Below are 15,267 nucleotides of genomic sequence, written 5' to 3'. Positions count from 1 at the left end.
TAGGGTGGTACCACGAGCTAACAGTCTTCGTCCCTTTGTATGGGATGGAGGCTTTTTTTATTGGTATTTCCATCATCTTCAACATTACTAGGAGGAAAAACACATGACTAAAACATTGACAGCATCAGAAATTCGTCGTCTTTACCTTGACTTCTTTAAAGAAAAGGGCCACCACGTTGAGCCTTCAGCACCACTAGTACCTATTAATGACCCATCATTATTATGGATTAACTCAGGGGTAGCGACATTAAAGCCTTACTTCGATGGCCGTATTATTCCGGATAACCCACGTATTACGAATGCCCAAAAATCAATTCGTACAAACGATATCGAAAACGTAGGAAAAACAGCACGTCACCATACATTCTTTGAAATGTTAGGGAACTTCTCAATCGGTGATTACTTCAAAAAAGAATCCATCCACTATGCTTGGGAATTTTTAACGGATCCAAAGTGGATGGGCTTTGAACCAGAAAAATTATCAATTACGGTTCACCCTGAAGATGAAGAAGCGTATAACGTATGGCACGAAGAAATTGGTATTCCAAAAGAGCGTTTAATCCGCTTGGAAGGTAACTTCTGGGATATCGGTGAGGGTCCATCTGGTCCAAACTCTGAAATTTTCTATGACCGCGGCGAAGATTACGCATTCGGTGCACCAGAAGAAGAGTTATACACAGGTGGGGAAAACGAGCGTTACTTAGAAATTTGGAACCTTGTATTTTCTCAGTTCAACCACAACCCAGATAACACATACACACCACTACCAAAGCAAAACATTGATACAGGTATGGGCTTAGAGCGTATCGTTTCAGTTGTACAAAATGTACCAACAAACTTTGATACGGATCTATTCATGCCAATTATCGAAAAAACAGAAGAATTCGCTAATCGTAAATACAAACGTCCAGGCGAAGTGGATTTAAAAGAAATTTTCGGTTCAGCTGAAGATATTAACACACCATTTAAAGTTATCGCGGACCACATCCGTACAGTCGCATTCGCGATCGGTGACGGTGCCTTACCATCAAACGAAGGTCGTGGCTATGTATTACGCCGTCTGTTACGTCGTGCGGTACGTTACGCAAAACAAATCGGCATCGACAAGCCATTCATGTATAAATTAGTACCAACTGTTGGCGCAATCATGCAAGATTTCTATCCAGAAGTAACAGAAAAACAAGAATTTATCGAGCGTGTAATTAAAAATGAAGAAGATCGTTTCCACGAAACATTAGACGGTGGTTTAGCGATTCTATCTGAAGTAATGGACGCACAAAAAGCGAAAAATGAATTAGTTATCCCAGGTGCAATTGCTTTCAAATTATATGACACATACGGTTTCCCAGTGGAATTAACAGAAGAGTACGCTGAGGAAGCGGGCATGACAGTTGACCACGCTGGCTTTGAAACATCAATGGAAGCGCAACGTAACCGTGCACGTAACGCACGTGCAGACGTTGACTCAATGCAAGTACAAGACGGCGTGTTAGCCAACTTAAAACAACAATCGACATTCATCTATAATGCGGTTGCAGCACAAGCAACTGTTGCAGCAATCGTTGTAAATGGTCAAGAAACAAACACAGCTTCTGAAGGTGAGGAAGCATTAGTTATCCTATCTGAAACACCATTCTACGCAGAAATGGGTGGTCAAATCGCAGATACAGGTGTGATTGAATCAGATACATTCAAAGCAATCGTTAAAGATGTACAAAAAGCGCCAAATGGTCAACCATTACACACAGTTGTTGTGGAATCAGGTGAAATGAACGTAGGCGACGTGGCAACTGCAAAAGTTGACGAAGCAAAACGTAAATTAATCCTTAAAAACCATACAGCGACGCACCTTATGCACCGTGCATTAAAAGATGTATTAGGCGATCACGTAGCACAAGCAGGTTCTTATGTAGGTCCTGACCGTCTACGTTTTGACTTCTCTCACTTCGGTGGCGCAACAAAAGAAGAGCTTGCTCAAGTAGAACGCGCAGTAAATGAAAAAATCTGGGAAGATATTGAAGTAGTTATTCAAGAAATGGATATCGATTCAGCAAAAGCAATGGGTGCTATGGCATTATTCGGCGAAAAATACGGAGATGTTGTACGCGTAGTTGCGGTTTCAGATTACTCAATCGAGCTTTGCGGTGGCTTACACGTATCTCGTTCATCAGAAATCGGTATTTTCAAAATCGTTTCTGAAGGTGGTATCGGTGCCGGAACGCGTCGTATTGAAGCGGTAACGGGTAAAGCGGCATACGAAGCAATCAAAGAAGAAGAAGCAGTTCTTAACGAAGCTGCTGCATTATTAAAAGCAAACGCGAAAGACGTTGCAACTCGCGTTGCAACTTTACAAGCAGATTACAAAGAATTACAACGTGAAAATGATTCATTATCACAAAAAATTGCTAATGCTCAAGCAGGCGCGGTACTAGATGCAGCACAACAAATCGGTGATGTAACAGTACTTGCAACACGCGTTGACGCAAAAGACAATAACCAATTACGTCAAATGATGGATGATTTGAAAGAAAAAATGTCGAAAGCTGTTATCGTTTTAGGTGCAGTTGATGGCGAAAAAGTCATGCTTGTTGCAGGCGTAACAAAAGATATCGTAGGCGGTAATTACCACGCTGGTAACATTGTGAAAATGGTTGCAGAAGCAACAGGTGGTAAAGGTGGCGGTCGTCCAGATATGGCGATGGCTGGTGCGAAAGATGCTTCGAAGTTAGATGAAGCGTTAGCAAACGTATATGAGCATGTGAAATCTTTATAATATTGAAAAATTAGTTGAAGCATATTTGATGTGCTTGCGCGAATAAGTTATAATAGTAAAAACGGAGATGGGGTCTGACTCCATCTCTTTATTGCTGAAAGCGAGGTGCTGGTCTTGAGTTCTTTCGATCAAACAATGAAATTCAGTTTCTCTGAAGAGTCTATGGAACAAGAAGTAAAGCAAGTGATGTTGAAGGTGTATACGTCTCTAGAAGAAAAAGGTTACAATCCAACAAATCAAATTGTAGGGTATCTCTTATCTGGTGACCCGGCATACATCCCTCGCCACCAGGACGCGCGTAATTTAATCCGCAAGCTCGAGCGTGATGAAATATTAGAAGAGCTCGTGAAATTTTATATTAGAAAGAATACTGAGGCGGAAAAATGAAAATTATGGGTTTAGACGTTGGCTCAAAAACAATCGGAATCGCAATTAGTGATGCATTCGGTTGGACAGCGCAAGGGATCGAAACGGTAAAAATTAATGAAGCGATCGGCGAATTCGGCATTGAACGAATTAAAGCGCTTGTAAAAGAGCATAATGTCACTGAATTCGTTGTGGGCTTTCCAAAAAACATGAATAATACAGTGGGTCCTCGTGGGGAAGCTTCGCAGAACTATAAAACGCTACTAGAAGAGACGTTTGGTTTCCCTGTCAAGTTGTGGGATGAGCGTTTAACAACGATGGCTGCAGAGCGCGTGCTAATCGAAGCAGATGTAAGCCGCAAAAAACGTAAACAAGTCATTGATAAAATGGCTGCTGTTATGATTTTACAAGGTTATTTAGATAGCCGAAACTAATGATTTCATGCTTTAAGAGGCAATACTATTAAGTTGAAAATAAATATTGCTTAAAATAAGGCTTTTTTGTACTGAAATACAAAAGCTTTATGTATAATAAGGTGAACCTTCAATCAGTGGTGCTTTTGTGCCACTGATTGTTAGCTTTCACCAAGCGGGCCCACGGGTACTATTTGTAAACAGAAGCTTTAAATTTATTTAAATCTTACTGCCGCTTAGATGGGTGAATGAAGCAATACTAGGCAATGCCTAAATATTATGAAGAGGTGACGATTATGTCAGAACAACAACAAAACAACATTACAGTAGTAGATGAAAACGGTAACGAACAACTTTGCGAAATTTTACACACATTTGAATCAGAAGAATTCGGTAAATCATACGTTCTTTATTCTTTAGTAGGTGCTGAAGAAGATGAAGATGGTGCTGTAGAAATCTTTGCATCGGCTTTCGTACCAGCTGAAAACGGTGAAGATGGTGAGTTATCTCCAATCGAAACTGAAGCAGAATGGGATTTAATCGAAGAAGTATTAAATCAAATCGAAGACGAATTAGGCGAAGAAGAATAATTCATTCGACAAAGGGCCTGTCCGAAATTTATTTTCGGTACAGGCCTTTCGTTATTTAGGAGGAACAACAATGGAAGAAAATACATTTATTTTACAAACAGAAGATGGCGGAGAGCAAGCGTGCCGCGTTGTCTTTACATTTGATTCAGACGAGCATTCGTATGTATTGTTTTCACTTGTAGGTGATGACGATGCGGGTATTTCTGCACTACGTTATGAGCTTGATGAAAACGGTGAAATGGCTGGCTTCTCTGATATTGAAACAGATGAAGAGTGGGCTATGGTCGAAGAAGTAATGAACACAGTCGTTTCTGAGTTCGGTGAAGATCAAGCGAATTATTTCACGATTACAAACGAAGCTGATGAAGAAGTGATGTGTCAAATTTTACACCGTTTTGAAAATGTAGGCAAAAGCTATTTATTCTACGCAATCGTAGAAGACGATGAGCCGCAGCTTGATGAAGTGTTCGCATCGGCGTATATCGCAGGTGACAACGGTGAAGTAGCTGACCTATTACCGATCGAAACAGATGCGGAATGGGCAATGGTTGAAGAAGTTCTTAATTCTTTAGCACAAAACTAATTAAAAGCGTCTTAGGAGTTCTTTTTCCTAAGATGCTTTTTTTTATTCCGTTTATTCAGTTTGGTACTTGTTGATTTTATCCGTTCTGCTACGCTACGGGGGACGCTTTCCTGGGGGCGTGGCTCCAACTAAATGTACTGCGCCTCTTACGGCGGCACAGTACATTGGATTTTCCGCGCACGCTTAATCCCCTGGGAGTCGCCCCCTTCGCTTCGCGTCACTCTACTTTTTACACAGTAAGCTTTATAACGAAAAAATACAGCGAATAAATGGAAAAGTTATACCTTAGAATAAGGGTACTTTTAATCAAAGAAAATGTAGAAAAAGAAAACTCCGATTGAATTCTAATATATAGTAGCCAATTGGTTTAAAGTATACTTAATTAATATGGAAAAATTTTTTCACCACCGGCCGCCTCGCGGTAGCGCAAGCGGCTTGATTTTAAGCTCTCTTACTTTATAACAAGGGAAAAATGAAGAATTGGTGGGCCTCGCAAACGGCAATAAAGGCAGAGATTAAGTCACGTATCACGAGGCTTTAGCGCTGTCTTGCCGCAGCCCACCAATTAATCAAGTGAAATTCTATTAGAAAAAGCAACACCGATATATGGTGATGAGCCAAAAAATGTCTAAAAATACGGGTTAAATTACTGGCAATAATTCCTTCTAGAGGAAAGCTGTGATTGTTTTATTGTATCAACACGCTTTTTTTTGTATCATTATGAAAGAGAATAAGGGGGGACTCCCGTGCTAGATGAAAATTCAAAGCAAGAAATGTTCAATAAAATGAAAGAGCGTAAAGGAGAGGTGAAAACCGTGCGTAGAATTGTTGGGGTCATCGCGCTTGTCGTTCTTATCATACTCGCTATTGCAGGTTATTCAGGCTATAACTATGTAACGTCGGCATTAGAGCCAGTGGATCCAGAATCAAACAAAAAAGTGGAAGTAGAAATTCCAATGGGTTCGGGTATTACACTAATTTCGAGTATTTTAGAGGAAAAAGGCATTATTCAAGACGCACGAATTTTTAAATATTATACGAAATTTAAAAATGAATCGGCGTTCCAAGCTGGTAATTATTCGTTAACACAGTCCATGACGCTCGATGAAATTATCGAAAGCTTAAAAACAGGTCGTGTGTATCGTGAGCCGGTATTTACGGTGACGGTACCTGAGGGGTTAACGTTAGATCAAATTGCTGATGTAGTTGAAAAGAAAACGTCACATAGTGCAGAAAAGTTCATGGCACGCGTGACAGACAAAACGTTCATCGAGCAGCTGATAATAGAATTCCCAGAGTTACTGACAGAAGACATTTTAAATGAAAACATTCGTTATGCGTTAGAAGGGTATTTATATCCTGCAACGTATCCTTTCTTTGAGGAAGACCCATCACTTGATGAAGTCATTAAAACGATGTTAACGTCTATGAATACGATTGTGTCAGAGTACGCGGCTATTTTAGAAGAAAAACAACTGTCAGTGCATGAATTGCTAACATTTGCGTCACTTTTAGAAGAAGAGGCAACGGCAAAAACTGACCGTGAAACGATTGCAAGTGTCTTCTATAACCGTATGGATATTGGCATGCCATTACAAACAGACCCGACTGTACTTTATGCAATTGGTTCGCATAAAGACCGTGTGCTGTACGAGGATTTAGAAGTTCAAAATCCATATAATACGTACGTGAATACGGGCTTACCACCAGGACCGATTGCTGGGGCTGGTAAAACGTCAATCGATGCGTCGTTAAATCCATCGGAAACGGATTATTTATACTTCTTAGCAGACAAAGAAGGAACCAACCATTTTGCTAAATCTTATGATGAGCATTTAGCAAATATTGAAAAATATTTACGTTAATGATTGAGAAGGAATCGATGATCTTTAATTTTTCGTCACAAGGCGAATTATTAGTAAAGATTATTCGCATTCCTTTTCTTTTCGTGCTATCATAAGTTGTGATTTTTTGTCCTTATATAAAAAAACTTGTAGGCGCAAACATCTTTCGTTTCGTCTTTTTTTGGTGGATAGAGGGGGGATTACCTTTTCTAGAAAATCCATTAAGATGAGCACGTAATTTCGCGCCACTACACGTAAAGGGAGTTTGACGAATGGAATTATCAGATGCTTATATTGCTTCCTTCATTCCTGAACGTGATGAATTATTATTAGAAATGGAACGCTTCGCTGAAGAAAACCATGTACCGATTATGCAACTTGCTGGCATTGAATCATTAAACCAGCTCCTGCGCATCCAAAATCCGAAATCGATTTTAGAAATTGGGACAGCCATTGGTTATTCAGCAATGCGTATGGCACAAGCCTTACCAGATTGTCAAATCGTTACAATTGAGCGTGATTCGTCACGCGTACAATATGCGAAACAATTCATTGCAAGATCACAGGTAAAAGACCGTATACAAGTAATCGAGGGCGATGCGTTAGAAGTAGAGGTGGAATCCATTCAACCTACTTTTGATGCTGTTTTTATTGATGCGGCAAAGGGGCAATACATGAAGTTTTTCGAAAAGTATGCACCGCTCGTACCTAAGGGTGGCGTCCTATACATCGATAATATGTATATGCACGGGCTTTCAGATTTAGACATTAAAGAAGTACCGAGAAGAAAAAGAACGATGATTCGAAACTTAAAAACATTTTCTGATTGGATAATGGCGCACCCAGATTATCAAAGTGCGTTCTTCCCAGTTGGCGATGGTTTGTTAATTTGTTTGAAGAGGTGATTAGTGTGAAGAAACCAGAATTATTAGTAACACCACAATCGGTGGAACATGTAGCCGCATTACTTGAAGCGGGTGCAGATGCCTTTGTAATTGGTGAACAAAAATTTGGCTTACGTTTGGCTGGAGAATTTACAGTAGCACAAGTGGAAGAAGCAACAAAGCTGATTCACGCTGCCGGTAAAAAAGTATATGTAGCTGTAAACGTTTTATTCCATAACGATCGTTTAGATGCGTTAGATGGCTATTTAAAAGAAATGCAGCGTATTGGCGTAGATGCACTAATTTTCGGTGATCCTGCTGTGATTGTAGCGGTTCGTGAATTAGGCATTACAATTCCATTACACTGGAACCCAGAAACAACGGCAACGAACTGGTTCCAAGTAAATTATTGGGGCGAGCGCGGTAGTAAGCGCGGCGTATTAGCTCGTGAGCTTTCTGTTGATGAAGTTCTTGAAATTAAAGAAAACACGAAACATGAAATTGAAGTGCAAGTGCACGGCATGACATGTATGTTCCAATCAAAACGTTCACTTTTAGGGAACTATTTCTTATACCGCGATGAAGCGATGGAAATAGAAAACCGTAAAGACAACCAAAACATGTTCTTACATGACAAAGAACGTAAAAACAAATACCCAATTTATGAAGACATGAACGGTACGCATATTTATTCACCAAATGATATGTGTATCATTGAAGAGCTGAATGAATTATTCGAAGCAGGCATTGATTCACTGAAAATCGATGGCATCTTACATTCATTTGACTATGTCGTAAAAGTTACTTCACTTTACCGTACAGCAATCGATACGTACTTCGAGCAAGGCGAAGATGCGTATGAAGATATTAAGTCTGAATTATTCGAGCAAGTAGAGGCAATTCAGCCAGCGTTACGTCCACTGGATACTGGCTTCATCTACAAAGAAACAGTTTACTAGGAAGGGGAACGAAGGCAGCATGCTACAGTTAATTCAAAACGAAAAAATCCGTGAAACAATTAACGGAAAAACAGTTATTACGAAAAAACCTGAGCTTTTAGCACCAGCAGGAAGCTTAGAAAAATTAAAAGTTGCCGTTCACTACGGTGCAGACGCTGTATTCATCGGCGGTCAAGAATTTGGTCTACGTTCAAACGCAGGAAACTTCACAATTGAAGAAATGAAAGAGGGCGTAGAATTCGCAGCTAAATACGGCGCGGTAATCTACGTAACGACAAATATTTTCGCGCATAACGAAAATATGGACGGCCTTGAAGAGTATTTACAAGCTATTGAAGGTGCGGGCGTTAAAGGGATTATCGTAGCGGACCCACTAATTATTGAAACATGTAAAAAGGCTGCACCGTCTCTAGAAATTCACCTTTCAACACAACAATCTCTTTCAAACTGGAAAGCGGTTAAGTACTGGAAAGATGAAGGTCTAGAACGCGTTGTTTTAGCACGTGAAGTTGGCGGCGAAGAAATGCGCAAAATGAAAGAGGAAGTGGACATTGAAATCGAAGCATTCGTGCACGGTGCCATGTGTATCGCTTACTCTGGTCGTTGTACATTATCAAACCATATGACGGCACGTGACTCAAACCGTGGTGGCTGCTGCCAATCTTGTCGTTGGGACTATGACCTATACGAAAATAAAGATGGTGAAGAAGTAGCGTTATTTGACGAAGGTGCAGCACCATTCGCAATGAGCCCGAAAGACTTAAAATTAATCGAATCGATACCTCACATGATTGAGTTAGGAATTGACTCATTAAAAGTTGAAGGCCGTATGAAATCAATTCACTACGTAGCGACTGTTATTTCTGTTTACCGTAAAGTTATTGATGCATACTGTGCAGACCCAGAAAACTTCTCATTCGAAAAAGAATGGTTAGAAGAATTAGCGCGCTGTGCAAACCGTGCGACCGCTTCTTCATACTTCGAAGGTGAGCCAAGTTACAAACAGCAAATGTTCGGCTTCCACTCACACAAAATGAAGTGGGATTTCGCTGGCTTTGTTATGGATTATGATGCTGAAACACAAATGGTGACATTAGAGCAACGTAACTATTTCAAACCTGGAGATACAATTGAATTTTTCGGTCCAAACATCGAAACATTCAAAATGACGGTAGGCCAAATTTGGGATGAAGATGGCAACGAGTTAGATGTTGCACGTCACCCATTACAAATCGTGAAGTTCAAAGTGGATCAACCGATTTCACACTTTGACATGATGCGAAAGGAGAATAACTAAATGACAAAGCGTCCAGTCGTAATCGGGATCGCTGGTGGTTCATGCTCAGGTAAAACGAGTGTAACACGTGCCATTTATGATGTTTTCCGTGATCATTCGGTAGTCGTGATCGAGCAAGACTACTACTACAAAGACCAAAGCCATATGACTTTTGATGAGCGTTTACTAACGAACTACGATCATCCATTAGCATTCGATACAGACCTGTTAATCGAGCATGTGCACAACCTAATCGATTATAATGCGATTGAAAAGCCTGTATATGATTATGTACAACATACACGTTCGGAAGAAGTGATTCACGTTGAACCAAAAGACGTGATTATCGTTGAAGGTATTTTAGTATTAGAAGACGAGCGTTTACGCAACCTAATGGATATTAAATTATTCGTTGATACTGACTCAGATTTACGTATTATTCGTCGTATTCAGCGCGACATTAAAGAGCGTGGTCGTACAGCGGATTCAGTAATTGACCAGTATTTAACAGCGGTTCGTCCGATGCACAATATGTTTATCGAACCAACAAAACGTTATGCCGATGTAATTATCCCAGAAGGTGGCGGTAATAACGTCGCAATCGACTTAATGGTAACGAAAATAAAAACAATTCTTGAAACTGATACGAACTTGTAATATGATGGTCTAGTATTTACAAATTTTTTCATTTCAATAATGATTTCTGAACATAAATAAGCAATGAAGAAATTCGGCTGCTAGTAAACGCTGTGTATCGATTCTAATTGAGTCCTGATGCACATACCGTAAACTAGTAGTCGGGTTTTCTGTTATTTATGAACAAAAAATATGATTCAAATACTTTGTTAGAATATATTGCAAAGTGAACAACAAGAAAGCGTGTCGTGTATACGTTTTCAGGTATAATGAAGGAGTGGGAAACATGTCAAACGAAAAACAATATCCTATGACACTTGAAGGTAAAACGAAGTTAGAAAACGAATTAAACGAATTAAAAACAGTAAGACGTCCCGAAATTGTAGACCGTATTAAAGTAGCACGTTCTTTTGGTGACTTATCAGAGAACTCTGAGTACGATTCAGCAAAAGAAGAGCAAGGTTTCGTTGAAGGACGTATTTCTTTAATCGAGCAAATGCTACGCAACGCATTAATGATCACAGAAGATGAAAATTCAAACGCTGTTTCTTTAGGGAAGACAATTACGTTTGATGAGTTAATCGGTGGTAAGCGTGCGAACTTCGAAGAATCATACACAATCGTAGGTTCTGCAGAAGCAGACCCAATCGAAGGTAAAATTTCAAATGACTCACCAATCGCAAAAGCACTTATGGGCAAACACGTGGATGATGTTGTTAAATTAACAACACCAGGTGGCGACATGGAAGTTATTATTTTAGAAATTAAATAATTTCATGTATTTAAACTGAGCAGTTAGCATGTAGTCGCTAACTGCTTTTGATTTTGTTACAATAAATCCATGCATAGGGGGGGATTTTGAATGGAACGTAAACGACGCTTTCAAACACGACAACAGTATGCGGAAGAAAAAGCAGCAGATACACTATTTGATAAGCTCAATAAGCATTTATTTAAGTTAATTGGGGTTGTTGCCATAGCGATCATAGCAACGTTAGCAATTCTTATCTCAGGCGATCCAAAGCCAACAGAGAAGGCTGAGGCACCAACAAAATCCGAACAGCCGGCGAATGAGGATGAGAAGGCGATTACACAAGATGCAGAGGATACTGTTAAAGACGATGAGCCAGAAGCAAATTCAGAAGCAGAAGACACAAATGAAACTACTGAAAATACAGTGCTTCCATCTGCGGATCCATTAGTTGATGAAGTGCAAGTAAATAACGCATGGACAGCCTATCCAACCGAGCAAACAGGTCCGCATGAATCAACATACGAAAAAGGGCACATCGATTATGAAGAAAAGCTTAAAGCTATTTTCAGTGTATTAGACATCCCACAAGATAACAGTATTGTATTAAGCGTAAAAAACAACGGTAGTACTACAACGGCTATTGCGGTTGTGACATCTATGGATAAACAGCAAAAATATCGTGTCAGCATCGAGTGGATTGACGGTGAAGGCTGGAAACCAACGCGCTTAGAAGTGTTAAATGCGGTAGAAGGTGCGTATTAGGCACGATTTTGCTTGACGAATCATACAAGGATTGAGTACTTTAAGAAGAGTGCTTTAGCAGGGGTTCAAACCTCGGCATTAGTAGAATTTAGGCCAAGAACGTCGAGGCGTAATTGATTATTGGAGGAATACACATGAAAATTGCAGTAATTGGTGCAATGGAGCAAGAAGTAGAATTATTACGTGCAACACTAGAAAACACACAAACAGAAAAAATCGCCAACAGCGAATACACAACAGGCACATACGAAGGCAAAGATGTAATTCTTGTGAAAAGTGGTATCGGTAAAGTAAATGCAGCGATGACGACTACGATTTTATTAGAAAAATATCAGCCAGATGTAGTTATTAATACAGGTTCAGCAGGTGGCTTTGACCGCGCGTTAAAAGTAGGAGATATCGTTATTTCTGATGAAGTACGTCACCACGATGTAGACGTAACGGCATTTGGATATTTAAAAGGTCAAATGGCGGGTATGCCAGCAGCTTACAATTCAGATGAAAAGCTAATGGACATTGCGAAACAAGCAGTAGCTGAAGTAGGCGAGCATAACGCAGCTGTTGGGTTAATTTGTTCAGGTGATGTATTTATGGCAGATCCTGCACGTGTTGAAGCAGTGCGTCAAGACTTCCCAACGATGAAAGCTTGTGAAATGGAAGCAGCAGGTGTTGCACAAGTTTGTTACCAATTTGGTACACCGTTTGTGGTCATCCGCGCATTATCGGATATCGCAGGTGAAGAATCAAACAATGTGAGCTTTGATGAATTTTTACCACTAGCAGCAAAACACTCAACAGAAGTGGTATTAAAAGCGATTACAAAACTATAAAATTTCTAGCGTTTCCGTTGATTGTTAAACAGGTATGGGTTAGTAGTATCTAAAACGAGAGGGGAATCGCAATGGGCATTTTACTTGGCATGGCAATTGCTATTCCAGCAATTATTGGTATCATGCTAATTTTTGAAACGAATGAATATGAAGCTTGAAAAAAGGTACTTTGCATCTGCAAAGTACCTTTTTCAATGGTTGTTTTCGTTATGTTTAAATTGCTGGTACAGTTTAATAAGCGCCCGCTTTTCAATACGGGACACATAGCTACGTGAAATATTTAAGCGTTTTGCGATTTCTTTTTGCGTATGAGGGTCGTAGTTTTGAAGACCGTAGCGATAGGAAATAATTTCGAGCTCGCGCGGTTCGAGTGTATTTAAATAATTGTAGAGCTTGGCAAAATCCTCTTTTTTTTCGATTTTTTCAATGGCTGAAGGTTCGTCAAATTGCAGTAAATCACGTATTTGTAAAGATTGGCCGTCTTTATCGAACCCAATTGGCTCAAATAGCGAGACATCTTTTTGGACCTTTTTTTGTGTACGTAAATACATTAAGATTTCATTTTCGATACAGCGTGCGGCATACGTAGCGAGCCGTGTCTTTTTTTCGGGCGTAAAACTACTGACGGCCTTCATCAATCCAATGGTACCGATGGAAATATAATCATCGAGCAGCTCGTGTGGGGGGTGGAATTTCTTGACGACGTGTGCAACAAGCCGCATATTATGTTCGATGAGTTCAATGCGTGCTTGTTCATCACCTTCCATAAAGCGTTCGATTACTAGCTGCTCTTTTTCACGACTTAACGGTTTTGAGAACGTTTGCCCCTTGAGATAGCCGACAAGTGCAGGGAACTCAAGCCAAAGCTGAATGAATGCTGTCAAAAATCCGCTCAAAGCAATCTCCTTTCGTATTTTCGACAGTATATGATAAATTTCGTCTTAGCATGAAAAAAAGTGCAGGCAATTTTCGCCTACACTTTCTTTAATGTGAATGTACTTACCATCAGTAGGGCAAGAACGGGGAATAAAATCATGTAAAATTGAGTTGATAGTACATGAGAGAAAAAATATGAAAACGTTAATAACGTTCCGGCTGCTGTGATCGGTAACCCAACAAAATAGCCAGTTGAGTCCATTACATTAAAGCGTGCTAAACGAATCGCGCCTGCAGCGATAAATAATACAGGCATCATCATACCTGTAACGCCAGCGTCGATTAAAGTCATTTCATACATTAACAGTGCTGGTGCAACACCGAATGAAATAATATCCGCCATTGAATCGAGTTGTTTCCCTAATTCTGACTCTTGATTAAATTTACGTGCAACTTTCCCATCGTATCGATCTAAAAATGCTGCGATAAAAATTAAAAGGACGCTATAGCTATACGCATCATTTAGCGTAGCCATAATTGCAGCCCCACCAAATGACATGTTGGTAATTGTTATAATATTTGCAGCATTTGCTTTTATCTTTTTCATAGTGGAATCCACCTTTTGAAATAGAAACATCGGAAACACTCCTTTGCTCATTCGCTATTCTTTATTATACTTATTAATTGAAAAAAAGGTAGTAGTTTATTCATAATAAGACCTTTCTTTGTGTGCGTTTACATTATATAATTTACTTTTATCCCGCATTAACGAGCAGTAGAAGAACTGCTCGTAAAAGCCCGATTGGTGAAACTAACAACCGCAAGAGCGTGTTGAGTTTCACTTTATCCCGCATTAATAACGAAAATCTATTTTATATAAAAATAAATAAATTGACCTCGGAGGCCAAAAGATGAAAGAAAAATTGTATCAAAGTTTGATTGAACTTTCCAATGGGAAGCTTTCTTCAAAGGTGCTTAAAACCGTTGCGCAGTCTCGACTAAGTAAATCTTTCATTAAAAGCTATACTACCATATACGGAATTAATCTAACGGAAGTTTCAAAAAAGCCTCAACAATTTACGAGCTTGCATGATTTTTTTGTACGTGAGTTAAAACAAGAACTACGCCCGGTAGATGGACGTGTTAATGTGTTCACAAGTCCAGTAGATGCGAAAATTGAAGCGTACGGCGATGTCATCGATGGGATGACGTTTACGGTGAAAAATAAACCATATTCACTCGCGGCGCTTTTAGGTTCAACCAAGGAAGCAAAACGTTACGAAGATGGACAGTATATTGTATTTTATTTAAGCCCAGCTGATTATCATCGTATACATAGTCCGATTGATGGACAGATTTCCCGCCAATATGTGCTTGGACAAAAATCGTATCCAGTAAATCAAATCGGGCTTGAATATGGCAAGAAACCAATTAGTCATAATTACCGTATGATTAGTGAAATTAATTATGACGATATACACCAAACTGCATTTATTAAAGTCGGTGCGACATTTGTCAATTCGATTAAATTAACGAATACAACGACTGAGTGGACAAAGGGAGAAGAGATTGGCTACTTTGCTTTTGGTTCAACGGTTGTCATGCTATTTGAAAAAGATGCCATTGCGTTTTGTGACAATGTAACACATGGTGCGAAGATAAAGATGGGAGAAGCATTTGCTACTATGTTATAATAAAAATATCAATTTGAGTAAGGGGTA

The 15,267-nt window shown here is 39.6% G+C and carries 16 protein-coding genes and 1 other annotated feature (1 of these 17 only partly in view); of the genes, 14 read left to right on the top strand and 2 right to left on the bottom strand.

Annotation, left to right across the window (positions count from 1 at the left end; all coding sequences use genetic code 11):
• Nucleotides 1–38 (top strand) — a binding site (T-box leader) (it extends 170 nt beyond the left edge of the window).
• A gap of 65 nt (nt 39–103) precedes the next feature.
• The 13 genes from alaS (at nt 104) to mtnN (ending at nt 12,670) form a co-directional block, all read left to right on the top strand.
• Nucleotides 104–2,773 carry an alanine--tRNA ligase gene (gene alaS, locus NSQ62_RS14210; protein WP_341320789.1) on the top strand — a complete coding sequence of 890 codons (2,670 nt, stop codon included), beginning with the start codon at nt 104–106 and terminating at the stop codon, nt 2,771–2,773.
• A gap of 114 nt (nt 2,774–2,887) precedes the next feature.
• Entirely contained in the window at nt 2,888–3,160 is a 273-nt protein-coding gene (locus NSQ62_RS14205; protein WP_341320788.1) for an IreB family regulatory phosphoprotein, read from the top strand.
• Nucleotides 3,157–3,573, top strand: coding sequence for a Holliday junction resolvase RuvX (ruvX, locus tag NSQ62_RS14200; RefSeq protein WP_341320787.1), 417 nt, complete (start codon nt 3,157–3,159; stop codon nt 3,571–3,573). The genes NSQ62_RS14205 and ruvX overlap by 4 nt, the downstream gene beginning before the upstream one ends.
• Nucleotides 3,574–3,848: 275 nt before the next feature.
• The gene (locus NSQ62_RS14195) at nt 3,849–4,142 is read left to right on the top strand and encodes a DUF1292 domain-containing protein (RefSeq protein WP_341320786.1); all 294 of its coding nucleotides are present in this window, start codon (nt 3,849–3,851) and stop codon (nt 4,140–4,142) included.
• A gap of 70 nt (nt 4,143–4,212) precedes the next feature.
• Nucleotides 4,213–4,725: a DUF1292 domain-containing protein gene (locus NSQ62_RS14190; protein WP_341320785.1), complete on the top strand. Its 513-nt coding sequence runs from the start codon at nt 4,213–4,215 to the stop codon at nt 4,723–4,725.
• Nucleotides 4,726–5,498: 773 nt separating this feature from the next.
• Entirely contained in the window at nt 5,499–6,590 is a 1,092-nt protein-coding gene (gene mltG / locus NSQ62_RS14185) for an endolytic transglycosylase MltG (RefSeq protein WP_341323943.1), read from the top strand.
• A gap of 251 nt (nt 6,591–6,841) precedes the next feature.
• Nucleotides 6,842–7,474 carry an O-methyltransferase gene (locus NSQ62_RS14180; protein ID WP_341320784.1) on the top strand — a complete coding sequence of 211 codons (633 nt, stop codon included), beginning with the start codon at nt 6,842–6,844 and terminating at the stop codon, nt 7,472–7,474.
• A gap of 5 nt (nt 7,475–7,479) precedes the next feature.
• Entirely contained in the window at nt 7,480–8,412 is a 933-nt protein-coding gene (locus tag NSQ62_RS14175; RefSeq protein WP_341320783.1) for a peptidase U32 family protein, read from the top strand.
• 19 nt (nt 8,413–8,431) lie between these two features.
• Nucleotides 8,432–9,709, top strand: coding sequence for a U32 family peptidase (locus NSQ62_RS14170; RefSeq protein ID WP_341320782.1), 1,278 nt, complete (start codon nt 8,432–8,434; stop codon nt 9,707–9,709).
• Nucleotides 9,710–10,345, top strand: a complete 636-nt coding sequence (gene udk / locus NSQ62_RS14165) for a uridine kinase (RefSeq protein WP_341320781.1) — start codon at nt 9,710–9,712, stop codon at nt 10,343–10,345. It begins immediately after the preceding gene.
• Nucleotides 10,346–10,610: 265 nt separating this feature from the next.
• The gene (gene greA, locus NSQ62_RS14160) at nt 10,611–11,096 is read left to right on the top strand and encodes a transcription elongation factor GreA (protein WP_341320780.1); all 486 of its coding nucleotides are present in this window, start codon (nt 10,611–10,613) and stop codon (nt 11,094–11,096) included.
• 90 nt (nt 11,097–11,186) lie between these two features.
• Nucleotides 11,187–11,840 carry a YrrS family protein gene (locus NSQ62_RS14155; RefSeq protein WP_341320779.1) on the top strand — a complete coding sequence of 218 codons (654 nt, stop codon included), beginning with the start codon at nt 11,187–11,189 and terminating at the stop codon, nt 11,838–11,840.
• A 134-nt stretch (nt 11,841–11,974) separates the two neighbouring features.
• Entirely contained in the window at nt 11,975–12,670 is a 696-nt protein-coding gene (gene mtnN, locus NSQ62_RS14150; RefSeq protein ID WP_341320778.1) for a 5'-methylthioadenosine/S-adenosylhomocysteine nucleosidase, read from the top strand.
• Nucleotides 12,671–12,861: 191 nt separating this feature from the next.
• Here the strand turns inward: mtnN and sigK are convergent, their stop codons facing one another.
• Entirely contained in the window at nt 12,862–13,566 is a 705-nt protein-coding gene (sigK, locus tag NSQ62_RS14145) for an RNA polymerase sporulation sigma factor SigK (RefSeq protein ID WP_341320777.1), read from the bottom strand.
• A 77-nt stretch (nt 13,567–13,643) separates the two neighbouring features.
• Nucleotides 13,644–14,183, bottom strand: a complete 540-nt coding sequence (gene pssA / locus NSQ62_RS14140) for a CDP-diacylglycerol--serine O-phosphatidyltransferase (RefSeq protein WP_341320776.1) — start codon at nt 14,181–14,183, stop codon at nt 13,644–13,646.
• A 274-nt stretch (nt 14,184–14,457) separates the two neighbouring features.
• Here pssA and NSQ62_RS14135 point away from each other — a divergent pair, with 274 nt between their 5' ends.
• On the top strand, nt 14,458–15,240 hold the full coding sequence (locus NSQ62_RS14135) for a phosphatidylserine decarboxylase (protein ID WP_341320775.1): 783 nt from the start codon (nt 14,458–14,460) through the stop codon (nt 15,238–15,240).
• Nucleotides 15,241–15,267: the final 27 nt, after the last annotated feature.

Source organism: Solibacillus sp. FSL H8-0523 (assembly GCF_038051985.1).
In the GTDB taxonomy this organism is placed as follows: Bacteria; Bacillota; Bacilli; order Bacillales_A; family Planococcaceae; genus Solibacillus.
This window is presented reverse-complemented; position numbering and strand designations above follow the sequence as displayed.

Coding starts and splice junctions, on each gene's coding strand:
- mltG (WP_341323943.1), top strand. CDS start 5,499: ATGTTCAATAAAATGAAAGAGCGTAAAGGAGAGGTGAAAACCGTGCGT.
- mtnN (WP_341320778.1), top strand. CDS start 11,975: ATGAAAATTGCAGTAATTGGTGCAATGGAGCAAGAAGTAGAATTATTA.
- alaS (WP_341320789.1), top strand. CDS start 104: ATGACTAAAACATTGACAGCATCAGAAATTCGTCGTCTTTACCTTGAC.
- ruvX (WP_341320787.1), top strand. CDS start 3,157: ATGAAAATTATGGGTTTAGACGTTGGCTCAAAAACAATCGGAATCGCA.
- NSQ62_RS14170 (WP_341320782.1), top strand. CDS start 8,432: ATGCTACAGTTAATTCAAAACGAAAAAATCCGTGAAACAATTAACGGA.
- NSQ62_RS14190 (WP_341320785.1), top strand. CDS start 4,213: ATGGAAGAAAATACATTTATTTTACAAACAGAAGATGGCGGAGAGCAA.
- udk (WP_341320781.1), top strand. CDS start 9,710: ATGACAAAGCGTCCAGTCGTAATCGGGATCGCTGGTGGTTCATGCTCA.
- NSQ62_RS14155 (WP_341320779.1), top strand. CDS start 11,187: ATGGAACGTAAACGACGCTTTCAAACACGACAACAGTATGCGGAAGAA.
- NSQ62_RS14180 (WP_341320784.1), top strand. CDS start 6,842: ATGGAATTATCAGATGCTTATATTGCTTCCTTCATTCCTGAACGTGAT.
- NSQ62_RS14135 (WP_341320775.1), top strand. CDS start 14,458: ATGAAAGAAAAATTGTATCAAAGTTTGATTGAACTTTCCAATGGGAAG.
- NSQ62_RS14195 (WP_341320786.1), top strand. CDS start 3,849: ATGTCAGAACAACAACAAAACAACATTACAGTAGTAGATGAAAACGGT.
- greA (WP_341320780.1), top strand. CDS start 10,611: ATGTCAAACGAAAAACAATATCCTATGACACTTGAAGGTAAAACGAAG.
- pssA (WP_341320776.1), bottom strand. CDS start 14,183: ATGTTTCTATTTCAAAAGGTGGATTCCACTATGAAAAAGATAAAAGCA.